This window comes from Pseudomonas sp. GW822-FHT01E03, from assembly GCF_058802985.1.
This window is the reverse complement of record NZ_JBXAOQ010000006.1, coordinates 182,182-206,483: the sequence shown is the minus strand read 5'-3', so window position 1 is coordinate 206,483 and position 24,302 is coordinate 182,182. Positions and strand designations below refer to the sequence as shown.

Here is a 24,302-nt window from a genome sequence, read left to right as displayed (position 1 = left end):
CGATGCGGCAGGCCGCTATCGTTTATTTGTGGGTACATGGTGTGCTCAATAAGTTGGCAAAGAAATCCCGGCTAGGCCAGCGAATGTTAGGACAGGCAGATGAGGGTCGTTTGTAGCCCTTTGAGACAGGCAGTAACCGGCCCGCAGCAGACGGTCACGACCGACCGCTTCTGGCCGTTCTTTGCCGGTCATGGCCACGCAGCGTGATGGTCAAATCCGACGCAAATGATTGGTCAGGTCGAATGCAAATGGGTGGGCATGTGGGTGTAATTACCCACCACCCATAGCTGCCTGTCACTACCGGAGGAATTAGACTACAAGCGGAAAGGCTACTCTCAAATCGTTAGCGTCTGGCCGCAGCTGATAGCCGGCGGTAAATCTGATTTTTTATGAGTTCAGGTGCAACAAATCGGATTTGATCAAGTGCCTCGGAGAGCTCGTAAGGAATTACTGCCACATCTGAACTCCCAATAGTTAAGTCAAGCAAACGGAGTAACGCCGTAGCTTTAGCCTCGCTATTAATGATTGCAAACTTTTCGTCACCATAGAAACCGTATTCATTCATCGACCAGCATTTGAAGGGGACGAGGAAGCGTTCGATGGCATGCACAGCCTCGACAAAGGCATCCTTCGACGTCGCTGGGAGATCGGCAAACCCGCCACTAACACCAGGCGTGGCTAGCGAACGCTCTTGTGGCCAAACCTCTCGAAGGAAAGGCGCAGCCGCAGATCGGAACAGCTCAGCGGCCTTGGGAGCTTCAGTCGCTTCAGGTTCATTTACAGAAAGGTCTCGGATAAATTGTTGGACCGAGTTTGCAGCAAAAGCGCGAACCTCGTCCTCAATAGATCGAAGCATTTGTTGAATCTGCGAGTATGGCACCGCTGGTGCACGGCTCTCTCGGAGGGCATGTAGACTTTCTATGATCAGGCTGAACACCAGCCCTTGCCGAGTTTCGCGCCCAAGTCGGCTATCAGTGGCTCTTAGGGCCATTGCTCCGCCGATGATCTCCAAGACTTTGGTAAAGTATGTGCGTCGAGCAATAGCACTCCAAAGGGCTAGCGATGCCACATCATCCTTTAGCAGAGGCGCGAAAAGGTATTCCTGGGCCCATTCTTGATCAGCTTGCAGGAAGTACGGCAGAGCTTCTATGAGCCGATGCCGCACAATTAAGCCGCTACGGCCTAAGGCACTGATCACCGCATCCCGCATCTGGCGCGCGCTGTTGTAAGAGTCGAACGGAGCCGACACCTCTTTGAGCGACGGACAAGCGTTCAGGAAGACTCCAACTAGCTTCCCTGCGGGGGGATTCAGCGTGTCGATCTCCATTGGCTCATGACCATCGTCGGAGGACCGATCTGTGACATTAAGATCGATATCATCTGCGGCTTCTGACGTCGAATTGGTCGCTTCGACAGCAATTGGCCAAATCCGAAGCCAGACTGGCAAACCCAGCGCAGCGTGAATGACCTGTTTCTCCCAAGCACACAGCCAGTCACTAATACCCTCGATTGCAGCCGATAGGCACTCTTCGGAAAGCTGATTGAGTAGTGTGAGTACACGATTAGCTTCCGATTGCAGTTCTCTCTGCGGAGTATCTGGAGAATCTTGCCCTCTCGGTGAATGTGCCCAGCCGAAACGGTTCCAAACATGTGGGAACTCGTCTCCGCCATTTTCCGCGGTCTCAAAATCGCGGAGAACAAGCAAGGTATTGTCTGGTTGTCGGATCCAATCGCTGGCCCGATCAGCGGGATCTTCATTCCAACTACCGCGGCTGGACGTAAGTGCGGTTTCTAATGCACGCAGTCGAGCTGTGCCGGCAAGCTCGTCGTACAGAGTGTCTGGATTAGGTAAGACTCTAGAAACCATTGAGGCAACTGGAAACCCTTCGTTAAAACTCATCACCGCCAGATCGGCAAATTGTTGGATATTGGCGTTTATCCATGCTCGCTCATCCGGAGGTAAGACACCTCCGCCGATTTCGATCCTCTTGAGCTCGCGAACAGCCCGATAGGTCTGCGAAATCTTGATTTTCGCCGCTTCTATTTTCCTGGGCCAATAATTTCGCGGCGGGCCTTTGCGTATTCGTTTGGCAAGCGATTTCTGGGCTTGATACCCAAGATCACCAAAACGTAATGCACGGAGTTCCGCGACTTCGGGAAACCCACTCAAATCCCAGAAATGACGATCAGGCAGATCGGAGAGAAATTCGTTCACTTGCTCTGGCGATGCAAGTTCGGGATCTCGAGCCGCTGCAGCCCATAGCCGAGTATGGATAGGCGATAGCGTTGATTGCCATCGTTGGACGAAAGGCAGTGCCTCTTTAGCGCTTAACTCAGCGATCCGAGCGACAACTGCATCAAGAAGTTTGACCGAGGGTGCTATGCCACGGTGGTAAGCATCAGGATCCCCACCTTCACCGGAAATGGTGTTGATGTAGGCTACACGCGCCAAACCGCCAAGCTGCCAAAATCCCTGCTGCCCCCCCCATCCAAGTCGGCGCGCCATTTCAAGACCGTGATTAACCGCGGATTCCAACCCACTTCCCAGCGCCTTCAGAAAGGCTATGTCATTAAGGGGCGCGAGTCCGAGGACATCTAAATCCACTAAGTTACCGCTTGTCAGCTTCGCTGAAAGCAGATGATCAAATGTTCTGGGACGGCGCGGTTTCTTAATAAGTTTCCATCGCCAAGAGCCGATCCGTTCGACCTTTAGGCCTGGTGTAACGAGACGAACAATATGCGAAATTATTGCGCCTGAACGATCGCCTGCGCGAAGCCGCTCTCGGATACCGTAGATCGCTGTCGATGGGCCTTCTTCCGTTAAAGGAGCAGACCAGCTTTCTTCGATCAATCGCCACGCTGTTGCCCAGGGTTCATCAAGAACCTGCCCACTAGAACTGCCCAGCAGATGCTCGATGGCAAGACGCTCTACGCGCTGAGCTGGTATCAAACTCAGCGCCCAATCAATAGTCGCTTGTTCTTTTAGTCGTTTATCTAGGAATGCGACTATCGCTCGAAGCGCCGCAAGATCCTGCTCATCGAGATAGCTCCAAGCCAGGGTCATGATCTGCGCTCTCGCTCTTTTTCTGTGCCGATCTTTATGATCGCATCGAGCCAGCCGATATCAGCCTTCGCGTCGGATGCCAAAGCAGATAATCTCACGCGCTCACTTGCATTGCTTCGCCTAATCAGGTGATCGAACAAATCGCGACTTTCTTCAGGAGCGACTGCTCGGGGGGTCTTTACGATCCGTCGAATTTCAGCATTCAGGTGGTCTTTCCTACCGTTGATTGCTGAAAGCTTTGCCCATCGTTCAAGTGTATTGAGTAGCGCGGAATGATCATTTTTGGCGTCGTAGTGGATAGGGGTGATGCCGCGCGCTTTCCAGTCCTCAATCGCAACCGGATCAGGTGTAGTTGCCCCGAAAAAGGTAAAACGCTCCTTCAAGTCGTCGAAACGAGTACCGTCTGCAGCAACTGCATTTAACAGATAGCGCATTGGAGGATCATTGGCGCTATAGCCAACCAAGACTAGGTTGAACAGGCGAGCAGCGTCGTAGATGAAATCTGGCACGACTCTACGTCGAAGGTAAAATTCGCCGAAATCTTGGTCTGAGAGAATCAACTCAGAAACCCTATGCGTATTTGGATCGAGTGCGCCATGAATATGAAGCACTCCGGCGAAGTCTGTCTGGCGCGTGGGTCTAGGGATCGACCCAAGCGAGTAGGTCTGGATAACGGAGCCGCGACGCTTTCCTGCACGCTCAAGAAGCAAATCAAAGTTGGTAGTAACAATTGTGCTAGCACCACCTCGTTCCGCAAGACGCATTAGCGCCCGATGAATGGGAGCAGGCTGGCTCCCACCAGCCCGCAGGCGGTTGGCTACAGTGTGGCGTACTTGACTGTCTCCACGTGTTTGGCCATCAAGACGTCTTTCAAGCATGCCAAGCACCACATCGTAATCGCCGATGAGAAATCGCTTAACCTCCGCCTTCTGTGGGTCATTAAGAGTTGAGACATCGGCTTCCCACAGGTTGCACGTGCCCTTGGGCAATCCAGACAGAACGGAGTGAACTCCGGCATCGAGAACGCGGTAGACGTCGATTACAAGCTCACGAAAGTCTGGCAACGCTGCGGGGCGTGACACTCCCGCACCGCAAATGAAGAGAACTTCACCACGCGCATGGGCAAGCAATAAGCGTTCGGGAATTGTCGCCAAATTGCTGCCGAGTGAGATTACGCGATCTTCCGCAGATGTATCAGTTTTCAAATCAATGCCCGTGGATGAGAATCGCAATTTTTGGTCAAGCCACTTTTTCAGACGGCACAGAGTACATCTAGGGCGCTAAGGTCGGCATTATGGATGTGCACTCCATTTTGAACCAGTCACATGAAACCCCAGCGTACTAGTTTGCGGCTCGAGTATAGAAGGACCAACTCAATTATGATCATACAGGGCTATTCAGGCCTCTTGCGAAGGGCGGTTCATGGCCGTTCTCTGCCGGTCGTGGTTGCAAAGTGTACTGGTCAAATCCGATGGAATTGTTAGTCAATGCAAATGACTGCTCAGGTCGAATGCAAACGGGTGGTCAAGTGGAGTGCAATTTTGCACACAATGGAACGTCGAGCGTTGATGACACTACACGGGGTATGCATGCAGGTTGTACTCGGAACACGCCGCTGCGCTTTCGTAAGGAATGTTATCGAAGCACTCGTTCCCATTCACGAGTTGTTAATTTGTGACACGCTGAAGGTGATCCGCCAAAGCAGCGTTTCGATACAGTCGCCATTTCGGCCTCTGTCGTGTAACGGATACAGACTCCGTTTTCGTCCAGCAACACCCCTCCTGCACCTCTCAATAGCGCATGCCCGGCTACGACGTCATGAGCTGAGACAGGATAGAGCGAGACACCACATACACCATCGCCTACGGCGACTCTTGCTAGTCTGTATGCAATTGACGGCATAGCATGAAAGCACGCCGGTGCGCACAGCTCACGATTGAGCCCCGGTTTATTCACCGCCGCGGCGCTGACCATTACTGTGCTGCCTTTCGAGAGCTTTTTATCAGTAAGACGTACGCATATTGGTTGGCCGTTGCGAATCAAGTGTGGAACACCTTCCGCCCAACCAATGCAATCAGGAAACCCCTCAGGAGTGACAGGGGCATACACGACCCCGAGCACGGGGATATTTTCGTACAGCAGACCCACCGACAGAGCAGACCCCTTCAGCCCCTTCAAGAAATCACTTGTGCCGTCGTGTGGGTCTACAACCCAACACCAGGCATGCCCCGTGAGCAAGTGCCCCGTCTCTTCACCCCAAAAATCGCACCAAAGTAGGTTGAGAAGTTCAGGCCTCAGAATATCTTCGATTTCTACGTCAACTAAGGCCTTGTCGCCGTGGCCACGGGGTCCATCCGTACGATTCCACTCCTTCGAGAGCAAAACGCCTGTGCGTTCAACAATCTGGATGACTTGAGCGAGAAGATTTGAAAGATTTTGACTTGCCATAACGCTCCGAAAAAATGACGACTGCCGATGAATTCCTCAAACGCAGCCGATACATTATAGGTCATGAGCACACGCAGCTTCATGCATGAAATACCTTATAAAACAGTTAGTTGCATGGTATTTACCCAAGCGATTGCATTCGATCTGAGCAGAATATTGGGCATCACCGGTCGTAAACGCTTTTGACGCGCCCTCCGACAGCTTCAACCCCTCACTTGGCGACCCATTCTGACCGGCTGACTGCTACCGGGCGCCTGCAAGGGCGTACTGCAATCCACGCTGCAAAGGACATAAGACAGCGACTGTACTTATGCGTTGTGCGAGGACCAGCTGTTGAGGATGACTCGGGGTTTACCCCGAATCGATGAATAGACTGAACATCGCAGGGAAAGCTTGCTTCAAAAGATTCCGTGCTCAAGGCAGGTCAAAACGTCGATGACAAGGACGAAGTCCTTGGCATTCATCATCAGCGTGCAGGGCTGTCGCTTATCCAAGCTTCGAATTTGACTCCCAGACCAATTAATTGCTCTTGCTTGAGATCCGAGGACTCGGGTCGCACGTAAGAGAACTTGGGCTCGAGCTGAAGTGAAACACCGATGTCCAATGCAAAAGCACCCCATCTGTTGTGCAGGCGCTGCCAGGCCCAAAATTTGAAGTTCAGTTGCCACAATATCGCCCTCTGTGCCTGGAATGAGCATGCTCCAGTCACGCCGCCTGTCCACTCATAAACAATTGCTATAGCGCGTGCAACTCACCTTGAATCAGAGCGTATAGTTTCGTGAGCACCTCAGTCGCTTTACCGATCAGCATGAGCTCATTTTGCTCGCCAGTGCTGACATCAGCCGTGTTGACGTGAATCACAGTCGCGCCAGAAGAAAGCGCAAGCCTAGGAATGTCAGCCGCGGGGGTGACGATTCCAGATGTACCAACTGAGATCAGAACGTCACAGCCTTTCACCAATGCGATCGCTAATTTCCAAACGTCCGACGGCAAATCCTCGCCGTACCAAACTACGCCAGGACGAAGCTTTCCGTTGCATCTAACACATCGAGGCGGCTCCACCAGTACGCCTTCGGATGGAGAGGTCGACTGTGGTAGAGGTATTTCTGATGGTCGATGGCACGCGAAGCACTTAGGAATAGCCAGGCTCCCATGCAGATGCAGGACCCCCTCGGATCCGGCTCTTTCGTGCAAATCATCAATGTTTTGAGTAATCACGGAAACCTTGCGCCCCAAGTAGGCCATTTGACTTAACGCAAGATGGGCGGCGTTGGGTTTCACGCTCGCGACCTGGTGACGGCGCCACAGGTACCATCCCCATATCAACGGAGGGTTTTCGCGAAAGGCTCTGGCCGTTTCCAAAGCCTGCGGATCATGCTGAGCCCAGATCCCCGTCAATGGATCACGGTAGGTGGGAATGCCGCTTTCAGCTGAAATTCCCGCCCCCGTGAAGACGACGATCTCGCGAGCATTCAACAGAGCCTCAGCGGCATATTCGAAGTCTGACATCGAAAAAGTCCTGGGAGATTTGAAACGAACCTTACCCCTGCCTAAAAGCTCGTGCTGACTTTTGGTATAGGGGGGCGTACATCTGATGATCGGCAGACTCGGGGACCGACTCTGAAGCACGCGGGCGATGAGCCTCCAGGCGTTTTCTCGAAAACCACACCTGAGATGTCTTCTTCTTGCGAAGGTCCAGCTCTCCCATTTTGTAGGTACGCTGCGAGGTGCGATACACCACAGCACTCTCTCGTGTCTCTACGCCTTGGAAACAGGTGATCTGGACTAAATCCTCCAAGGCCCACTTACGAGATCGCGTTAGGGCCGGCGGACACAACATCTGTACATCGCAGATCTCTACATCTGTGGCAACGTTCACGTAGTACTGAAGTTCATACGCGCAGCTGACCATAGCTGCACGATCGCACATCCCGGTTCTGGCTGAGGTAATAGTGAGGAGAAAGCCTATGCCCTCTAATTCACAGTGTGTTCTAGTGAAAACTGTCCGCTGTGCAGGGTCAAGTACGTATATCAATTGCCTAAACCATTCCCAATTCAGTCGGTGCCGCATGTAACCCCCTGCTGAGGAAATGCATTGGATTTCGGCAGGATGTTTTCTCGGTTGTATATGAGTATTTGCGAATTTGTACTATTTCATAGAGCGATGAGGCCTACAAATCAGCGCACTATTAGTGAATGGTATACCCCCACGATGAGAGGCGTCAAAGCGTGGCTTTATTATCTCTTTTGTGAGTGCACGGAAGAGAGATGGACTATTTGGAGGCTTTGGGGCAGGTCTTAAGGGAGGTTCGAGTCGCTGCTGGGCTCAGTCGAGAGGGCTGCGCAGAGGTGCTGAATCGAGATCATCTCGCCAAGGTCGAGCAAGGGCGTCAGGCCATCTCGGTACTCAAGTTCAATTCGTTATGCGAGTACCTAGGCATCTCTCAAAGCTTAGTACTTACGGCTGTTGAGGCGCGACTGATTGGTATCGATTTGAAAGCGTATCGGTACCAGCAAGAAGATGACTTCAACCGACTGGTCGACGATGGCGTACTGAGCAGTGATGTCAATCATGAGGCGATCCGCGGGGTGCGCGGCAAACGGGCTGAAGATAATCGCTTGGCCATCCAGGCGCTGCAGGCTGAGGGACTAGCGAAGATGGAAATTGTTCGCAGGCTGGGTCTCAGTCGCGCTACAGTCGACCGATACTGGCACAAGCCCTGAGCTATTCAGCCCCCTCTATAAACGGCCAATAGGATTTGTAACGATCTCAATGTTGGTGGCATTTCATGCCTGCTGAGGCGTCATTGCGCTGTCCTTTGTACTTTGCTCATTATAGCGTCAAAAAAATCATGGCTACATTTCGTATGGCCAAGTATCCAACCATCAGCTTTGTCGACAAGAGAGTGCCAGGAGTTGCAATAAGCTGCGCTCCGATGGCCTGGATGTTCATGACCACCGACTTCGAGGAGCGGAGAATGATGCGTGATCACAGTCCGCGTGCGGCTGGACTAATGGCTTGAAGAACAGCACCCGAGTAGCACATAGCCTCTCAGCGGCTACGAGTGTGTGGCCGGATGTCACTCAGGTCGATGGGGCACGGAAACGGCTTCTTTCGATGAGCTCGTTCAGAGGCAATGTAAACCTTGAAGGCCACGGAATTCGGGCTACGTTTAAATTTGCAACCTCTTCCTTCATCCATGAAAGGCAATTTGTCTCGATCTGGGTTTACACGCACGAAAAAAAACGCTGAAATCAGGCTTGTTTACATCTGGAATTTGATTCAGGATAGATTTGTGATCGTGCTTAGCCGCTTTGCTTGGTTGCCCCCCTGATATTATGGACTTCTGGACTAAGCAGAGATGGCAGACGATTACATACTCTTAACCCGCAATGGGTTTACCTGTGAAGGTAGGAAAAACTAAGAGTGCGTTGAACGCGAACTCCAGCAGCGACCAGACACTTCGGTTGAGCAAGCGCGTGTTGGTCTGGCGCGGCAACAGGTCGAGCCAGCTCTGCATCATTCCCGCCGCCACCGCCGAGAGGATGCCCGACACTTCCATGCGCTCGGCCAGCACGTAGGCCGCAAACGGCAGCAGCAACATGAACACCACATGCGTCGCCGGATCATCCCAGCCCCGCTCGATCATCCACGCCCGCAGACGGCCGACCAGCCAACTCAAGGCCACCCCGACCGCCAGGCCACCGACAGCGACCAGCACGAACGTCAGGCTGGCATTGGCCAGCGAGAACACACCGGTCACCGCCGCCACCAGGGCAAACTTGAATGTCACCAGGCCCGAGGCGTCGTTCATCAGCGCCTCGCCCTGCAAGATGTGCATCAAGGGGGTCGGCAGTCTGTTGCGGGAAATGGCCGACACCGCCACCGCATCCGTCGGTGACAGCACCGCCGCCAGGGCGAACGCCACCGGCAACGGCACACCGGGCAGCAACCAGTGAATGAAATACCCGGCGCCGACCACGGTGAACAGCACCAGGCCCACTGCCAGGGTCAGGATCGGGCCGCGCAAGTGCCAGAATTCGCGCTTGGGCATGCGCCAGCCGTCGGAGAACAACAGTGGTGGCAGGAACAGAAACAGGAACAGTTCGGGATCGAGGGCTACATGGAGGCCGAGCGTCGGCCAGGCGAGCAAGGCCCCAGCGGCAATCTGCACCAACGGCAACGGCAGCGGAACCACCCGTCCGATCAGGCGCGAAACGCCAACCAGCATCAACAGGATCAGGACGGTATAAGCGGTTTGCATAAAGCGTGGTTCCCGGACGATCAACAGCATTGAAGTGCCATATTAGCCGCTTAGACTTCGGGCGACCCTTGCACCTATGTCGCACGCAGGTCACCGAAGCACCGTATTCCCGCAGGATTTGCGCTTCCATGGCATAATCCGTCACCTTTTATTTACGGCACCTGCAAAGGGGGCAATTCCTTGACCGTTTCAAGCAAAACGTTGCACCTTTTCGGCATCAAAGCCTGCGACACCATGAAAAAGGCGCGCACCTGGCTCGATGAACACGCTGTCAGCTATGACTTTCATGATTACAAGGCGGTCGGTATCGACCGTGAACACCTGACCCAATGGTGCAACGAGCACGGCTGGGAAGTGGTGTTGAACCGTGCAGGCACGACCTTTCGCAAGCTCGACGACGAACGCAAAGCCGATCTCGACCAGACGAAAGCCATCGAACTGATGCTCGCACAACCCTCGATGATCAAGCGTCCGGTGCTTGATCTCGGTGACCGAACCCTGATTGGCTTCAAGCCAGATATCTACGCGGCCGCGCTCAAGTAAGCAGCCCGTTTCAATTTGCTAGAGGTATCAACATGTCTACTACCCTGTTCAGCCTGGCCTTTGGTGTCGGCACTCAAAACCGTCAAGGCGCATGGCTGGAAGTGTTCTACGCCCAGCCACTGCTCAACCCGCCCGCCGAACTGGTCGCCGCCATTGCGCCGATCCTCGGTTACAGCGAAGGCAACCAGGCCATCACCTTCACCACCGCGCAGGCCGCGCAACTGGCTGAAGCCGTGAAAGGCATCGACGCGGTACAAGGCAAACTGCTGACCCGCCTGGCCGAGAGCCACAAGCCGCTGGTTGCCACCTTGCTGGCCGAAGACGCCCAGCTGTCGTCCACCCCTGAGGCCTACCTCAAGCTGCACCTGCTGAGCCATCGCCTGGTCAAGCCACACGGCCTGAACCTGGCCGGGATCTTCCCGCTGCTGCCGAACGTGGCCTGGACCAGCCAGGGCGCTGTCGACCTGAGCGAACTGGCCGAACTGCAACTCGAAGCCCGCCTGCGCGGCGAACTGCTGGAAGTGTTCTCGGTGGACAAGTTCCCGAAAATGACCGACTACGTGGTTCCGGCCGGCGTGCGTATCGCTGACGCCGCGCGTCTGCGCCTGGGCGCTTACGTGGGCGAAGGCACCACCGTGATGCACGAAGGTTTCATCAACTTCAACGCCGGCACCGAAGGCCCGGGCATGATCGAAGGCCGCGTATCCGCTGGCGTATTCGTCGGCAAGGGTTCGGACCTGGGCGGCGGCTGCTCGACCATGGGCACCCTGTCGGGCGGCGGCAACATCGTGATCAAGGTCGGCGAAGGCTGCCTGATCGGCGCCAACGCCGGTATCGGTATCCCGTTGGGCGACCGCAACACCGTCGAGTCGGGCCTGTACGTGACCGCTGGTACCAAAGTCGCGCTGCTGGACGAGAACAATCAACTGGTCAAAGTGGTCAAGGCCCGTGAACTGGCCGGCCAGCCGGACCTGCTGTTCCGTCGCAATTCGGAGACCGGTGCCGTGGAATGCAAAACCCACAAATCGGCCATCGAGCTGAACGAAGCGCTGCACGCTCACAACTAAGCCACACGACCACCCGCCCCCCTGTAGGAGCGAGCTTGCTCGCGATGGACGATTAGACGACACGTGCTGTCTGGTGCACCGCGTTATCGTTGACGCCCATCGCGAGCAAGCTCGCTCCTACAGGGGGCAGGCGTACAGGCGAACAACATGATGATTCTCTCCCCCTGGCGTGCCGATTTTCCGGCCATCGCCGCCCTGCAACGGCAAGACCAGACCTATCTGGACAACGCCGCCACTACGCAAAAACCTCAAGCCCTGCTCGATGCCCTGGCGCACTACTACGCCAACGGCGCGGCCAACGTGCATCGGGCGCAGCATTTGCCCGGCGCCCACGCCACCCAGGCGTTCGAGGACAGCCGTCGCAAAGTCGCACAATGGCTCAATACTGGCGATTGCGGGCAGATCATATTTACCCACGGCGCGACGTCCGCGTTGAATCTCCTGGCCTATGGCCTGGAACATCTTTTCAATCCGGGCGACGAGATTGTCATCAGCGCCCTGGAGCATCACGCCAACCTGCTGCCCTGGCAGCAACTGGCGCACCGTCGCGACCTGAAACTGGTGATCCTGCCGCTGGATACCGACGGCGTGATCGACCTTGAAGCCGCCGCCGGTTTGATCGGTCCACGCACGCGTCTGTTGGCGGTCAGCCAGTTGTCCAACGTAATTGGCGCATGGCAGCCGCTGTCTGAATTGCTGGCACTGGCCAAGGCGCACAACGCCCTGACCGTGATCGACGGCGCTCAGGGCGTGGTCCATGGTCGCCACGACGTGCAAGCGCTGGGCTGCGATTTCTATGTATTCTCCAGCCACAAGCTCTACGGCCCCGATGGCCTGGGCGTGCTGTTCGGGCGCAATACAGCACTGCAACAACTGCGTCCCTGGCAGTTCGGTGGTGAAATGGTGCTCGATGCCAATTATCACGACGCACGCTTTCGCCCGGCACCGCTGGGTTTCGAGGCCGGGACGCCGCCGATTGCCAGCGTGATCGGCCTGGGAGCGACCCTGGACTACCTCGCCGGGCTCGATCAGGACGCCGTGTCTGCCCATGAAGCCGCGTTGCACGCCTGTCTGCTCAAGGGCCTGGAGGCGCGCAACGGCATTCGCCTGCTGGGCAAGCCGCAAGTGGCACTGGCCAGTTTCACCGTCGAGGGTGTGCATAACTCCGATCTCGCGCATTTGCTGACCGAACAAGGGATCGCGGTGCGTGCCGGCCACCACTGCGCGATGCCGCTGCTCAAACGCTTCGAACTGGCCGGAGCGATTCGGGTGTCGTTGGCGCTGTACAACGATTCCGAAGACCTGGAGCGGTTCTTTGAAGCCCTGGATCAGGCGCTGGAGCTATTGCGATGAACCTGCCTGCCGATGCCGTGACGGCACTCGATATCTTTCAGAAAGCGGCAGGCTGGGAACAACGCGCACGCCTGCTGATGCAATGGGGCGAGCGCCTGCCCGCGTTGAGCGACACGCAAATGTGCGACGCCAATCGGGTACACGGCTGTGAAAGCCAGGTGTGGTTGGTGGGCGAGTTGCGCGACGGTCATTGGCAGTTCAGCGCCAACAGTGATGCACGGTTGATTCGCGGGTTGGTGGCGTTGCTGCTGGCGCGGGTCAACGGCTTGTCCGCGGCCGAGTTGCAGCAGGTGGATTTGCCGGACTGGTTCAATCAGCTGGGGTTGGGACGGCAGTTGTCCGAGTCCCGCAGCAATGGCTTGAATGCGGTGCTTCAGCGGATGCGGGAGTTGGCCGGTTAATCGCCTTCGCGAGCAAGCCCGCTCCCACATTGGACTTCGGTCGTACACAAAAACTGTATTCACTGAAGATCAAATGTGGGAGCGGGCTTGCTCGCGAAGAGGCCATCAGCAACAACCTCAGGCCTGCGACTTGACCCGCTCCGCCGGCCGCCGCACACCCGCGACAATCTTGTCCACAGCCTTGGTCACCGCGACCATGCCGAAGGTCGCCGTCACCATCATCACCGCGCCAAACCCTCCGGCACAGTCAAGCTTCACCCCATCACCGACAAAACTCTTCTGCAGGCAAATGCTGCCGTCCGGTTTCGGGTAGCGCAGTTGCTCGGTGGAAAACACGCACGGCACGCTGTAGTGACGGGTCACGGTACGTGAGAAGCCGTAGTCGCGGCGCAGCGTGGAGCGCACCTTCGACGCCAATGGATCATTGAACGTGCGATTGAGGTCGCAGACCTGGATCAACGTCGGGTCAATCTGCCCGCCCGCGCCGCCGGTGGTGATGATCTGGATCTTGCGCCGCTTGCACCAGGCGATCAGCGCGGCCTTGGCATTGACGCTGTCGATGCAGTCGATCACGCAGTCGATGTTCGGCGTGATGTACTCGGCCATGGTGTCGCGGGTAACGAAGTCAGGCACCGCATGCACCGTGCAGTCCGGGTTGATCCCGCGCAGACGCTCGGCCATCACCTCAACCTTGGGCTTGCCCACCGTGCTGTCCAGCGCGTGCAACTGGCGGTTGGCGTTGCTAACGCAGACGTCATCGAGGTCGAACAGCGAAATTTCGCCAACACCACAACGGGCCATGGCTTCCGCCGCCCAGGAACCGACGCCACCGACGCCCACGATCGCCACATGGGCCGCTTTCAGGCGCTCAAGGCCTTCAATGCCATACAAGCGGGCGATGCCAGCAAACCGCGGATCTTCTGTACTCATGACCATTACCCCAAAAACCGGCGCGCATTATAGGGCCGTCGGCGCCCAAGAGCATCATTGCGCTATGAACGGGCAACATCCACGAAAAATACATCGAACAAAGATTCGTCCTACACGCTCTAAAGAAAGAACTTAAACCGACTTGGATTGCCCAATGTCCGGCAATTCCCTGTCCGCTGTACGACCAGAGAATGCCCGGTGTAGGATGCGCGCCCCTTGGCGACCGCCAACCGTTCCTTCGTTCCACAGTCTTTGGAACCCGAAATAACTATGTCATCGCGTAAATTTGGACTCAACCTGGTCGTGGTGCTCGCCATCGCAGCCTTGTTTACCGGCTTCTGGGCGCTGATCAACCGCCCGGTCACCGCCCCCAACTGGCCTGAACAGATCTCCGGCTTCTCGTACTCGCCATTCCAGCAGGGCCAGTTCCCGCAGAAAGACCAGTACCCGACCGACGATCAAATGCGTCGCGACCTGGAGATCATGAGCAAGCTGACGGACAACATCCGCATCTACTCGGTCGACGGCACGCTGCAGAACATCCCGAAACTGGCGGAAGAGTTCGGCTTGCGGGTGACCCTGGGGATCTGGATCAGCCCGGACCTGGAACGCAACGAACGGGAAATCACCCGTGCCATTGAAATCGCCAACTCCTCGCGCAGCGTGGTTCGTGTGGTGGTCGGCAACGAGGCCATTTACCGCAAGGAAATCACCGCCCAGGAACTCAGCGTCATGCTCGATCGCGTGCGTGCCGCCGTGAAAGTGCCGGTGACCACGTCCGAACAGTGGCACGTGTGGGAAGAACACCCGGAACTGGCCAAGCACGTCGACCTGATTGCCGCGCACGTCCTGCCTTACTGGGAATTCGTCCCGATGGACAAGGCCGGGCAGTTCGTCCTCGACCGCGCCCGCGACCTGAAAAAGATGTTCCCGAAAAAACCACTGCTGCTGTCCGAGGTGGGCTGGCCGAGCAACGGCCGCATGCGTGGTGGCGCCGACGCCTCCCCGGCGGACCAGGCGATTTATCTGCGAACCCTGGTCAACAAGCTCAACCGCCAGGGCTTCAACTACTTCGTGATCGAAGCGTTTGACCAGCCGTGGAAAGCCAGCGACGAAGGTTCCGTCGGCGCCTACTGGGGCGTGTTCAACGCCGCGCGCCAGCAGAAGTTCAACTTCGAAGGCCCGGTGGTAGCGATTCCGCAATGGCGCGTGTTGGCCATTGGTTCGGTGGTTTTGGCGCTGTTGTCGCTGACCCTGCTGATGATCGACGGCTCGGCCCTGCGCCAGCGTGGCCGTACCTTCCTGACCTTCATTGCGTTCCTGTGTGGTTCGGTACTGGTGTGGATCGGTTACGACTACAGCCAGCAATACAGCACCTGGTTCAGCCTGACGGTGGGCTTTTTGCTCGCCCTCGGTGCGCTCGGGGTGTTTATCGTGCTGCTGACCGAAGCCCATGAACTGGCCGAAGCGGTGTGGGTGCACAAGCGCCGGCGCGAGTTCCTGCCGGTGGAAGGCGACTCAAGCTACCGCCCGAAAGTGTCGATTCACGTGCCCTGTTACAACGAGCCGCCGGAGATGGTCAAACAGACCCTCAACGCCCTGGCCAACCTCGACTATCCGGACTTCGAAGTCCTGATCATCGACAACAACACCAAGGACCCGGCGGTCTGGGAACCGGTGCGCGATTATTGCGAAACCCTCGGCCCGCGCTTCAAGTTCTTCCACGTGGCACCACTGGCCGGCTTCAAGGGCGGTGCGCTGAACTACCTGATCCCGCACACCGCCAAGGACGCCGAAGTGATCGCGGTGATCGACTCCGATTACTGCGTGCACCCGAACTGGCTCAAGCACATGGTGCCGCACTTCGCCGACCCGAAAATCGCCGTGGTGCAGTCGCCGCAGGATTACCGCGACCAGAACGAAAGCACCTTCAAGAAGCTCTGCTACGCGGAATACAAAGGCTTCTTCCACATCGGCATGGTCACCCGCAACGACCGCGACGCGATCATCCAGCACGGCACCATGACCATGACCCGTCGCTCGGTGCTCGAAGAGCTGGGCTGGGCCGACTGGTGCATCTGCGAAGACGCCGAACTGGGCCTGCGGGTATTCGAAAAAGGCCTGTCGGCAGCGTATTACCACACCAGCTACGGCAAGGGCCTGATGCCCGATACGTTCATCGACTTCAAGAAACAGCGTTTCCGCTGGGCCTACGGAGCGATCCAGATCATCAAGCGCCACACCGCCAGCCTGCTGCGCGGCAAGGACACCGAGCTGACCCGTGGCCAGCGCTACCACTTCCTCGCGGGCTGGTTGCCGTGGGTGGCGGACGGCATGAACATATTCTTCACCGTCGGCGCGCTATTGTGGTCGGCGGCGATGATCATCGTGCCGCAACGGGTCGATCCGCCGCTGCTGATCTTCGCAATCCCGCCATTGGCGTTGTTCGTGTTCAAGGTCGCCAAGATCATCTTCCTCTACCGTCGTGCGGTCGGGGTGAATCTGAAGGACGCCTTCTGCGCGGCGCTGGCCGGTCTGGCGTTGTCCCACACCATCGCCAAAGCGGTGCTGTACGGCTTCTTCACCAGCAGCATTCCGTTCTTCCGTACACCGAAGAATGCCGACAACCACGGCTTCTGGGTGGCGATTTCCGAAGCCCGGGAAGAGATGTTCATCATGCTGCTGTTGTGGGGCGCGGCGCTGGGGATCTTCTTGGTGCAGGGTCTGCCGAGCAACGACATGCGCTTCTGGGTCACCATGCTGCTGGTGCAGTCGCTGCCGTACGTCGCGGCGCTGATCATGGCGTTCCTGTCGTCGCTGCCGAAACCGGCCGCCGAGCCTGAAACGGCACCTGTCGTCTAAATCTGCGCGGATGCACTAAACGGCGGCCAATGGTCGCCGTTTTGCTTTAAGATAAGCGCCATTTTGCGGGGCCTGGCGTGTCGGGGTTTACAGAACGAACCCGATACCTGTGGGAGCGAGCTTGCTCGCGATTGCGATGTAACAATCAAAGTTTATGTTGACTGACACAACGCCATCGCGAGCAAGCTCGCTCCCACATTTAGCCCGCGCCCACATTCATGATTTTCGGAGTTTTCCATGACGGCCCACGCCGACCTTTCGCCGACCCTCCAACTCGCCATCGACCTGATCCGCCGTCCGTCCGTGACGCCGATCGACGCCGATTGCCAGAAGCAGATGATGCAGCGCCTGGGCGATGCCGGTTTCACCCTGGAACCGATGCGCATCGAAGATGTGGATAACTTCTGGGCCACCCACGGCCAGGACGACGGTCCGGTGCTGTGCTTCGCCGGCCACACCGACGTGGTCCCGACCGGCCCGGTGGCGGCCTGGCAGATCGAACCGTTCAACGCGCTGATCGACGAACACGGCATGCTCTGCGGTCGTGGCGCCGCCGACATGAAAGGCAGCCTCGCCGCCATGACCGTCGCCTCCGAGCGTTTTGTCACCGACTACCCGAATCACAAAGGCAAAGTCGCGTTCCTGATCACCAGCGACGAAGAAGGCCCGGCGCACCACGGCACCAAGGCCGTGGTCGAACGCCTCGCCGCACGCAAGGAACGTCTGGACTGGTGCATCGTCGGCGAACCGTCGAGCACCACCCTGGTAGGTGACGTGGTCAAGAACGGTCGTCGCGGCTCCCTCGGCGCCAAGCTGACCGTGCGCGGCGTTCAAGGCCACGTGGCCTACCCGCACCTGGCCAAGAACCCGATCCACCTCGCTGCCCCGGCCCTGGCCGAACTGGCAGCCGAGCACTGGGACCACGGCAACGATTTCTTCCCGCCGACCAGTTTCCAGATCTCCAACGTCAACTCCGGCACCGGTGCGACCAACGTGATCCCGGGTGACCTGGTGGCGGTGTTCAACTTCCGTTTCTCCACCGAATCGACGGTCGAAGGCCTGCAAAAGCGCGTCGCCGACATCCTCGACAAGCATGGCCTGGACTGGCACATCGACTGGGCGCTGTCCGGCCTGCCGTTCCTCACCGAACCAGGCGCACTGCTCGACGCGGTATCGGCGAGCATCAAGGACATCACCGGTCGTGAAACCAAGGCGTCCACCAGCGGTGGTACCTCCGATGGCCGCTTCATCGCGACCATGGGTACCCAGGTTGTTGAGCTGGGCCCGGTCAACGCGACCATCCACCAGGTCAACGAACGCGTGCTGGCAGCCGATCTCGACGTGCTGACCGAAATCTACTACCAGACCCTGATCAAGTTGCTCGCCTGATGCTTGCGTGCCCGATCTGCAGTGAGCCGCTCAATGCGGTGGACAACGGCGTAGCCTGCCCCGCCGGGCATCGTTTCGACCGTGCGCGCCAGGGTTACTTGAACCTGTTGCCGGTGCAGCACAAGAACAGCCGTGACCCTGGGGATAACCAGGCAATGGTCGAAGCCCGTCGCGACTTCCTGAATGCCGGGCACTACGCCCCGGTGGCCAAGCGTCTGGCGGAGCTGGCTGCCAGTTATGCACCACAGCACTGGCTGGACATCGGTTGTGGCGAGGGTTACTACACCGCGCAAATCGCCGAGGCACTGCCAGATGCCGAAGGTTATGCCCTGGACATCTCCCGCGAAGCGGTCAAACGCGCCTGCAAACGCAACCCGCAGCTCACCTGGTTGATCGCCAGCATGGCGCGGGTGCCGTTGGCTTCCGGCAGTTGCCAGTTCCTGGCCAGCGTCTTCAGCCCGCTGGATTGGGAAGAAGCCAAGCGCCTGCTCAGTGTTGGCGGTGGCCTGATGAAAGTCGGGCCGACCAGCGGCCACCTGATGGAACTGCGCGAGCGGCTGTACGACGAAGTCCGTGAATACACTGACGACAAGCATCTGGCCCTGGTGCCGGAAGGCATGGCGCTGGCCCACAGCGAAACCCTGGAATTCAAACTGACGCTGGAAAGCAGTCAGGACCGGGCGAACCTGCTGGCCATGACGCCCCACGGCTGGCGCGCCAGTGCCGAGCGCCGTGCTGCCGTTATCGAGCAGGCCGAGCCGTTCGAGGTCACCGTGTCGATGCGCTACGATTATTTCGTACTTCAATAACCTTAATTTTTGGTCTCGGGCAAATGCTCAAGACCGGCTAAATCCGCGAATGGATTTTTCAGACCCGCAGTGAGGACATCCATGCGCCAACCCGATATCGAGATTTACCTGAAAGACGCCGACGTCGACCACAAAGCCATTGCCGCCTGGCTCGGTGCGGCATTGGGTCCGTGCACCGATTGGGTCCAGAAGGGCCAGACCTACAAGTGCAAGGCTGGCAACGTGCCAGTGACCTGGCTGCCAAAAGCCGTCGGCAAATGGAACAGCCTGTATCTGGAAAGCGACCAGACCCCGTGGGACGACGACATCGCCTGCGCCCGCGCCGCGTTTGCCGCGCTCAACGTGGAAGTGCGTTGTGCACCGGGCACCTGGGTCGAGGAAGAAGGTGAAGAGACGGCGGACCGCTGGATTCGCATCAGCGCCGATGGTGAAGAAGAAATCACCTGGAAAACCGCGTAAAAACCTACACACCAAACCTGTGGGAGCGAGCTTGCTCGCGATGAGGCCCTTTCAGTCAACATCCATGTTGAATGTCAGACCGCTATCGCGAGCAAGCTCGCTCCCACAGTGTTTTTGGGCGTTCTGAAGATTCTGGTTACAGACCTACAACATCCTCAGCCTGCAACCCTTTCTGCCCTTCCACCACCGCATATTCAACCTGCTGGCCTTCGGTCAGCGAACGGTGGCCTTCACCGCGAATCGCGCGGTAATGCACGAACACGTCCACCCCGTCCTCGCGCTGGATGAAGCCGTAGCCCTTGGCGTCGTTGAACCACTTCACGTTGCCGGTTTCGCGTGTTGCCATTTGTTCATACTCCCTTTTTATTATTGGTCGGGCTTTTCGCAGGAAAGCCTCGGGAACGTCAGCCTGCGCATACCGGTCCCATGAGGGCAACGGCGACAGAGCGCCGAGTATATGACAGACGTTAAAACTCTCAACAGGAGTTTACTTCCACGCTTTTTTGCCGATTTTCGACGAATCCGGCACACTATCGGCCGCCCAAGCAATTGCTTGGTTTTTTCCACTCACGCAGAAGCCGTATGACCCGCTCCCCGTTCCGCCGTCTTGTGTTTGGCACCCTGCGCCGACTGTTGTACCTCTGGGTTCGCTCCGAGACGATCAACCAGTCGTCGTTCACCCTCAACCTCGACCGCAGTCGTCCGGTGTTCTACGTCCTGCAAAACCCTTCGCTGACCGACCTCGCCGTGGTCGACACCGAATGCAGCAAGGCCGGCCTGCCACGCCCGGTACTGCCGGTATCGGTGGGCAACCTGCTGGAACCTGCCGCGTTCTTCTACCTGACGCCGGACCCGGACTGGCTCGGCCGCCAGGACAAGCGCGGAGCGCCGCCGACACTGACCCGCCTGGTCAGCGCCCTGAGCCAGAACGCCGCCGAAGATGCGCAGATCATCCCGGTCAGCGTGTTCTGGGGGCAGTCGCCGGACAGCGAAAACAGCCCATGGAAACTCCTGTTCGCCGACAGCTGGGCCGTTACCGGGCGTCTGCGTCGGTTACTGAGCGTCATCGTCCTGGGACGCAAGACCCGCGTGCAGTTCTCCGCGCCGATCCACCTGCGCGAACTGATCGAGCACGACAAGGGCCACGAGCGCACCGTGCGCATGGCCCAGCGCATCCTGCGGGTTCACTTTCGCAACCTGAAGGCTGCGGTGATCGGCCCGGACATTTCCCACCGCCGCAACCTGGTCAAAGGCCTGCTGAACCAGCCACAGGTCAAACAAGCGATCCTCGACGAAGCCGAGCGCGAGAACATCTCGCCGGAGAAAGCCAAAGCTCAAGCGCTACGCTACGGCAACGAAATCGCCTCGGACTACACCTACACTGCGATCCGTTTTATGGAAGTGGTGCTGAGCTGGTTCTGGAACAAGATCTACGACGGCATCAAGGTCAACCACATCGAAGGCGTGCAGAAGGTCGCCCAGGGTCACGAAGTGATCTACGTGCCGTGCCATCGCAGCCACATCGACTATCTTCTGCTGTCCTATCTATTGTTCCGCAACGGCCTGACCCCGCCGCACATTGCCGCGGGCATCAACCTGAACATGCCGGTGATCGGCGGCCTGCTGCGTCGCGGCGGTGCGTTCTTCATGCGCCGCACCTTCAAGGGCAACCCGCTGTACACCTCGGTGTTCAACGAATACCTGCATACCCTGTTCACCAAGGGTTTCCCGGTGGAGTATTTCGTCGAGGGTGGCCGTTCGCGCACCGGGCGCATGCTGCAGCCGAAAACAGGGATGCTGGCGATCACCCTGCGCAGCTTCCTGCGCTCATCGCGCATGCCCATCGTCTTCGTGCCGGTGTACATCGGCTATGAGCGTGTGCTGGAAGGCCGGACCTACCTCGGCGAACTGCGCGGTGCGGCCAAGAAGAAAGAGTCGATCTTTGATATTTTCAAAGTCATTGGCGCACTCAAGCAGCGCTTCGGCCAGGTGGCGGTGAACTTCGGTGAGCCGATCAAACTGGCGGAATTCCTCGACAGCGAACAGCCAGACTGGCGCCAACAGGAACTCGGCCCGCAGTTCAGACCCGCCTGGCTCAACGAAACCACCAACCGCCTCGGCGAGAAAGTCGCACAACATCTCAACGAAGCGGCGGCGATCAACCCGGTCAACCTGGTGGCACTGGCGCTGCTGTCGACCACCCGACTGGCGCTGGATGACCGGGCCATGGCGCGTGTGCTGGATCTGTACCTGGCGCTGCTACGCAAAGTCCCCTATTCGCCACACACCACCTTGCCGGAAGGCGATGGCCGGGCGTTGATCGAGCATGTGAAGGACATGGACCTGCTGTCCGAGCAAAGCGATGCCCTGGGCAAGATTCTCTATCTGGACGAACAAAACGCCGTCCTGATGACCTACTACCGCAACAACGTACTGCACATCTTCGCGCTGCCGGCGTTGCTGGCGAGCTTCTTCCAGAGCGCCTCGCGCATGAGTCGCGAGCAGATCCTGCGCTACACCCGCGCGTTGTATCCCTACCTGCAAGCGGAGCTGTTCATTCGCTGGTCGCTGGACGAACTGGATGCGGTGATCGATCAATGGCTGGAGGCGTTCGTCGAGCAAGGCCTGCTGCGCTTCGAGAACGACGTGTACTTGCGCCCGGCGCCAAGCTCGCGGCATTTCGTGCTGCTGACCTTGCTGTCGAAAAGCATCGCCCAGACCTTGCAGCGTTTCTACATGACCGTGTCCCTGCTGCTCAACAGCGGCCAGAACAGCATCAGCGCCGAAGAACTGGAAGACCTGTGCACGGTCATGGCCCAACGCCTGTCGATCCTGCATGGCCTGAACGCCCCGGAATTCTTCGACAAGAGCCTGTTTCGCCACTTCATCCAGACGATGCTCGACCTTGACGTGCTCAAGCGCGATGAAGCGGGCAAGCTGAGCTATCACGAACTGCTCGGTGAACTGGCCGAAGGCGCGGCCAAGCGCGTATTGCCGGCGGAGATTCGTTTGTCGATCCGTCAGGTGGCGTTGCATCGCAGTGAAGATGCAGCCGACGCCACCCCACCTTTGTAAACCGTCTAGATTGATCAGGGCGCCAGTCGGTTCTGGCGCCCTCGATACGGAGATTGACCGATGAAAAAACTGCCACTGATCGCAGCCGCCATCCTGCTGACAGCCTGCCAGCACCCGACACCGGCGCCCAAGGCTTCCCTTGATGGAGAAGTCTTCTACCTGCAACGCATCGCCCTGCCACCGACGGCGGTCCTGAGTGTCAGCCTGCAGGACATTTCACTCGCCGATGCCCCGGCGAAGGTCATCGACGAACAGCGCGGCCAGGTCAAGGGGCAGGTGCCGCTGGCCTTCCATCTCAGCTACGACCCGCTGAAGATAGAGCCCAGCCACCGTTACTCGGTGAACGCGCGCATCGAAGTCGACGGCAAACTGATGTTCATCACCACCGAGAATCATGCCGTGCGCCTGGACGGCACCGATCCACAACCGCTGAAGGTCCGTGTCGACCCGGCCCGCTAAGTGTCTTTTTCGAAAAAGGAAGTTGCCATGTTCCGCCCTACCCTCCGCTTTGCCGGCCTGTGCGCAGGCTTGATGATCTGTGCCAACGCCCTGGCGCTATCCCTCACCGACCTGTCGCAGAAAGACGCCACCGGCGGCCTCAAGGACGCACTGACCCAAGGCGCGCAACTGGCCGTCAAACAACTCGGCGCCCCGGGTGGCTTCAGCAACAATCCCGATGTGAAAATCGAACTGCCGGGCAAACTGGGCAAAGTCGCGAGCAAAATGAAACAGTTCGGCATGGGTGATCAGGTCGATGAGCTGGAAGCCAGCATGAACAAAGCGGCGGAAACCGCCGTGACCCAGGCCCAGCCAATCCTCGTCGATGCCGTGAAGAAAATGACCGTGGAAGATGCCAAGGGCATCCTCAGCGGCGGCAACGACTCGGCCACCCAATACCTGAACAAGACCAGCCGCGAACAGATCCGCGCCAAATTCCTGCCCATCGTCAAGCAAGCCACCGACAAGGTTGGCCTGGCCCAGCAGTACAACTCGTTCGCCGGGCAAGCGGCGACCATGGGCGTAGTGGATGCGAAAAACGCCAACGTCGAAAACTACGTCACCGAGCAAGCGTTGAATGGCTTGTTCGAGATGATCGGCAAACAGGAAGAAACCATCCGCCAGAACCCGGCGGCTGCGGCGACCAGTTTGGCGAAGAAGGTGTTTGGTACGTTGTAATTCTTAGCTGACGGCAACACCAGAAAGCCCGCTGACCTTCACAGGTTCAGCGGGCTTTTTCGTTGTGCTATTGAGGTGAATCGAGTTGATCCAGCACGCGATTCACCGATAGCTGCGCCAATACGATCATCTGCTGAATGCCGAGTGCCAGATTGGAGGTGGGGCCGGTCAGGATGGATGACAGTTCGGTTGCCATTACATTCGCTGAGGCAAGGGTTTCGTAGGCATGGACCAGCAGGGTTTCGGAATTGATGCCGGGGCGGATGGTGAAAATTGGGCAGGGGCGACTTGAAGCGCCGATATGTTCTGCGGTTTCTGAAGCCGGGGGGTTTGGGCTGGGTTTGATCATTGTGAAGCTCCTAACGAAAGTTGGAGCAGCCAGCATCACTTGCAGATGATGGGTGGCAGCTGTGTGCAGGTCTGCAAGACCGAGTCGTTAGGCAACCTCGGCAGACCCGAAG

General features: G+C 57.9%; 20 protein-coding genes and 1 pseudogene. 12 read left to right on the top strand and 9 right to left on the bottom strand.

Annotated elements, in window-relative coordinates; translation table 11 throughout:
- Positions 1 to 343: 343 nt before the first annotated feature.
- The 5 genes from AC1RP7_RS14250 to AC1RP7_RS14230 form a co-directional block, all read right to left on the bottom strand.
- The gene (locus tag AC1RP7_RS14250; protein WP_493182015.1) at positions 344 to 3,064 is read right to left on the bottom strand and encodes a hypothetical protein; all 2,721 of its coding nucleotides are present in this window, start codon (positions 3,062 to 3,064) and stop codon (positions 344 to 346) included.
- Positions 3,061 to 4,296: an SIR2 family protein gene (locus tag AC1RP7_RS14245; protein ID WP_493182013.1), complete on the bottom strand. Its 1,236-nt coding sequence runs from the start codon at positions 4,294 to 4,296 to the stop codon at positions 3,061 to 3,063. The genes AC1RP7_RS14250 and AC1RP7_RS14245 overlap by 4 nt, the downstream gene beginning before the upstream one ends.
- 403 nt (positions 4,297 to 4,699) lie before the next feature.
- Entirely contained in the window at positions 4,700 to 5,512 is an 813-nt protein-coding gene (locus tag AC1RP7_RS14240; RefSeq protein ID WP_493182012.1) for an inositol monophosphatase family protein, read from the bottom strand.
- Between the two features lie 735 nt (positions 5,513 to 6,247).
- The gene (locus tag AC1RP7_RS14235) at positions 6,248 to 7,021 is read right to left on the bottom strand and encodes an SIR2 family NAD-dependent protein deacylase (protein ID WP_493182010.1); all 774 of its coding nucleotides are present in this window, start codon (positions 7,019 to 7,021) and stop codon (positions 6,248 to 6,250) included.
- 31 nt (positions 7,022 to 7,052) lie between these two features.
- Complete coding sequence (locus tag AC1RP7_RS14230; protein ID WP_493182273.1) at positions 7,053 to 7,481, bottom strand: hypothetical protein; 429 nt, start codon at positions 7,479 to 7,481, stop codon at positions 7,053 to 7,055.
- Between the two features lie 299 nt (positions 7,482 to 7,780).
- Here AC1RP7_RS14230 and AC1RP7_RS14225 point away from each other — a divergent pair, with 299 nt between their 5' ends.
- Positions 7,781 to 8,236: a helix-turn-helix domain-containing protein gene (locus AC1RP7_RS14225; protein WP_493182008.1), complete on the top strand. Its 456-nt coding sequence runs from the start codon at positions 7,781 to 7,783 to the stop codon at positions 8,234 to 8,236.
- 698 nt (positions 8,237 to 8,934) lie between these two features.
- Here AC1RP7_RS14225 and AC1RP7_RS14220 read toward each other — a convergent pair.
- A pseudogene (locus AC1RP7_RS14220) lies at positions 8,935 to 9,807 on the bottom strand (cation:proton antiporter); the annotation flags it as partial.
- A gap of 150 nt (positions 9,808 to 9,957) precedes the next feature.
- Between AC1RP7_RS14220 and AC1RP7_RS14215 the strand changes: the two are divergent.
- The 4 genes from AC1RP7_RS14215 to AC1RP7_RS14200 all read left to right on the top strand — a co-directional run bounded on the left by AC1RP7_RS14215 (position 9,958) and on the right by AC1RP7_RS14200 (position 13,141).
- Positions 9,958 to 10,320, top strand: a complete 363-nt coding sequence (locus tag AC1RP7_RS14215; RefSeq protein WP_008052792.1) for an ArsC family reductase — start codon at positions 9,958 to 9,960, stop codon at positions 10,318 to 10,320.
- 32 nt (positions 10,321 to 10,352) lie between these two features.
- Positions 10,353 to 11,387, top strand: coding sequence for a 2,3,4,5-tetrahydropyridine-2,6-dicarboxylate N-succinyltransferase (gene dapD / locus AC1RP7_RS14210; protein WP_102669823.1), 1,035 nt, complete (start codon positions 10,353 to 10,355; stop codon positions 11,385 to 11,387).
- Positions 11,388 to 11,534: 147 nt separating this feature from the next.
- Positions 11,535 to 12,740 carry an aminotransferase class V-fold PLP-dependent enzyme gene (locus AC1RP7_RS14205; RefSeq protein ID WP_493182005.1) on the top strand — a complete coding sequence of 402 codons (1,206 nt, stop codon included), beginning with the start codon at positions 11,535 to 11,537 and terminating at the stop codon, positions 12,738 to 12,740.
- On the top strand, positions 12,737 to 13,141 hold the full coding sequence (locus AC1RP7_RS14200; protein WP_223502395.1) for a SufE family protein: 405 nt from the start codon (positions 12,737 to 12,739) through the stop codon (positions 13,139 to 13,141). The genes AC1RP7_RS14205 and AC1RP7_RS14200 overlap by 4 nt, the downstream gene beginning before the upstream one ends.
- A gap of 117 nt (positions 13,142 to 13,258) precedes the next feature.
- Here the strand turns inward: AC1RP7_RS14200 and tcdA are convergent, their stop codons facing one another.
- Positions 13,259 to 14,077, bottom strand: coding sequence for a tRNA cyclic N6-threonylcarbamoyladenosine(37) synthase TcdA (tcdA, locus tag AC1RP7_RS14195; protein ID WP_493182003.1), 819 nt, complete (start codon positions 14,075 to 14,077; stop codon positions 13,259 to 13,261).
- Between the two features lie 264 nt (positions 14,078 to 14,341).
- On the opposite strand from tcdA, the gene AC1RP7_RS14190 reads away from it, so the two are divergent.
- The 4 genes from AC1RP7_RS14190 to AC1RP7_RS14175 all read left to right on the top strand — a co-directional run bounded on the left by AC1RP7_RS14190 (position 14,342) and on the right by AC1RP7_RS14175 (position 19,590).
- Positions 14,342 to 16,933, top strand: a complete 2,592-nt coding sequence (locus AC1RP7_RS14190; protein ID WP_223502396.1) for a glycosyltransferase — start codon at positions 14,342 to 14,344, stop codon at positions 16,931 to 16,933.
- 237 nt (positions 16,934 to 17,170) lie between these two features.
- Complete coding sequence (dapE, locus tag AC1RP7_RS14185) at positions 17,171 to 18,322, top strand: succinyl-diaminopimelate desuccinylase (RefSeq protein ID WP_057716181.1); 1,152 nt, start codon at positions 17,171 to 17,173, stop codon at positions 18,320 to 18,322.
- Entirely contained in the window at positions 18,322 to 19,131 is an 810-nt protein-coding gene (locus AC1RP7_RS14180) for a putative RNA methyltransferase (RefSeq protein ID WP_493182001.1), read from the top strand. Before dapE ends, AC1RP7_RS14180 begins: the two co-directional genes overlap by 1 nt.
- Positions 19,132 to 19,212: 81 nt before the next feature.
- Positions 19,213 to 19,590: a hypothetical protein gene (locus AC1RP7_RS14175; protein ID WP_057716183.1), complete on the top strand. Its 378-nt coding sequence runs from the start codon at positions 19,213 to 19,215 to the stop codon at positions 19,588 to 19,590.
- 136 nt (positions 19,591 to 19,726) lie between these two features.
- Here AC1RP7_RS14175 and AC1RP7_RS14170 read toward each other — a convergent pair whose 3' ends face one another.
- The gene (locus tag AC1RP7_RS14170) at positions 19,727 to 19,936 is read right to left on the bottom strand and encodes a cold shock domain-containing protein (RefSeq protein ID WP_007954750.1); all 210 of its coding nucleotides are present in this window, start codon (positions 19,934 to 19,936) and stop codon (positions 19,727 to 19,729) included.
- A gap of 236 nt (positions 19,937 to 20,172) precedes the next feature.
- Between AC1RP7_RS14170 and plsB the strand changes: the two genes are divergently transcribed.
- From plsB to AC1RP7_RS14155, 3 genes are read left to right on the top strand one after another with little or no spacing between them, the layout of a single operon-like run.
- Positions 20,173 to 22,665, top strand: coding sequence for a glycerol-3-phosphate 1-O-acyltransferase PlsB (plsB, locus tag AC1RP7_RS14165; protein WP_349733513.1), 2,493 nt, complete (start codon positions 20,173 to 20,175; stop codon positions 22,663 to 22,665).
- A 60-nt stretch (positions 22,666 to 22,725) separates the two neighbouring features.
- Positions 22,726 to 23,124, top strand: coding sequence for a YbaY family lipoprotein (locus AC1RP7_RS14160; RefSeq protein WP_493181999.1), 399 nt, complete (start codon positions 22,726 to 22,728; stop codon positions 23,122 to 23,124).
- 27 nt (positions 23,125 to 23,151) lie between these two features.
- Positions 23,152 to 23,841 (top strand): DUF4197 domain-containing protein, encoded by a 690-nt coding sequence (locus AC1RP7_RS14155; protein ID WP_493181997.1) that lies wholly within the window; start codon positions 23,152 to 23,154, stop codon positions 23,839 to 23,841.
- 67 nt (positions 23,842 to 23,908) lie between these two features.
- On the opposite strand, the gene AC1RP7_RS14150 is transcribed toward AC1RP7_RS14155, so the two are convergent.
- A complete protein-coding gene (locus AC1RP7_RS14150; RefSeq protein WP_154909610.1) occupies positions 23,909 to 24,190 on the bottom strand; it encodes a DUF6124 family protein in 282 nt (93 codons plus the stop codon).
- Positions 24,191 to 24,302 lie beyond the last annotated feature (112 nt).

Excerpts from the sequence above, each read along its gene's own strand:
- AC1RP7_RS14250 (WP_493182015.1), bottom strand. The coding sequence starts at position 3,064 with ATGACCCTGGCTTGGAGCTATCTCGATGAGCAGGATCTTGCGGCGCTT.
- AC1RP7_RS14240 (WP_493182012.1), bottom strand. The coding sequence starts at position 5,512 with ATGGCAAGTCAAAATCTTTCAAATCTTCTCGCTCAAGTCATCCAGATT.
- AC1RP7_RS14235 (WP_493182010.1), bottom strand. The coding sequence starts at position 7,021 with ATGTCAGACTTCGAATATGCCGCTGAGGCTCTGTTGAATGCTCGCGAG.
- AC1RP7_RS14225 (WP_493182008.1), top strand. The coding sequence starts at position 7,781 with ATGGACTATTTGGAGGCTTTGGGGCAGGTCTTAAGGGAGGTTCGAGTC.
- dapD (WP_102669823.1), top strand. The coding sequence starts at position 10,353 with ATGTCTACTACCCTGTTCAGCCTGGCCTTTGGTGTCGGCACTCAAAAC.
- AC1RP7_RS14205 (WP_493182005.1), top strand. The coding sequence starts at position 11,535 with ATGATGATTCTCTCCCCCTGGCGTGCCGATTTTCCGGCCATCGCCGCC.
- AC1RP7_RS14200 (WP_223502395.1), top strand. The coding sequence starts at position 12,737 with ATGAACCTGCCTGCCGATGCCGTGACGGCACTCGATATCTTTCAGAAA.
- tcdA (WP_493182003.1), bottom strand. The coding sequence starts at position 14,077 with ATGGTCATGAGTACAGAAGATCCGCGGTTTGCTGGCATCGCCCGCTTG.
- AC1RP7_RS14190 (WP_223502396.1), top strand. The coding sequence starts at position 14,342 with ATGTCATCGCGTAAATTTGGACTCAACCTGGTCGTGGTGCTCGCCATC.
- dapE (WP_057716181.1), top strand. The coding sequence starts at position 17,171 with ATGACGGCCCACGCCGACCTTTCGCCGACCCTCCAACTCGCCATCGAC.
- AC1RP7_RS14180 (WP_493182001.1), top strand. The coding sequence starts at position 18,322 with ATGCTTGCGTGCCCGATCTGCAGTGAGCCGCTCAATGCGGTGGACAAC.
- AC1RP7_RS14175 (WP_057716183.1), top strand. The coding sequence starts at position 19,213 with ATGCGCCAACCCGATATCGAGATTTACCTGAAAGACGCCGACGTCGAC.
- AC1RP7_RS14170 (WP_007954750.1), bottom strand. The coding sequence starts at position 19,936 with ATGGCAACACGCGAAACCGGCAACGTGAAGTGGTTCAACGACGCCAAG.
- plsB (WP_349733513.1), top strand. The coding sequence starts at position 20,173 with ATGACCCGCTCCCCGTTCCGCCGTCTTGTGTTTGGCACCCTGCGCCGA.
- AC1RP7_RS14160 (WP_493181999.1), top strand. The coding sequence starts at position 22,726 with ATGAAAAAACTGCCACTGATCGCAGCCGCCATCCTGCTGACAGCCTGC.
- AC1RP7_RS14155 (WP_493181997.1), top strand. The coding sequence starts at position 23,152 with ATGTTCCGCCCTACCCTCCGCTTTGCCGGCCTGTGCGCAGGCTTGATG.
- AC1RP7_RS14150 (WP_154909610.1), bottom strand. The coding sequence starts at position 24,190 with ATGATCAAACCCAGCCCAAACCCCCCGGCTTCAGAAACCGCAGAACAT.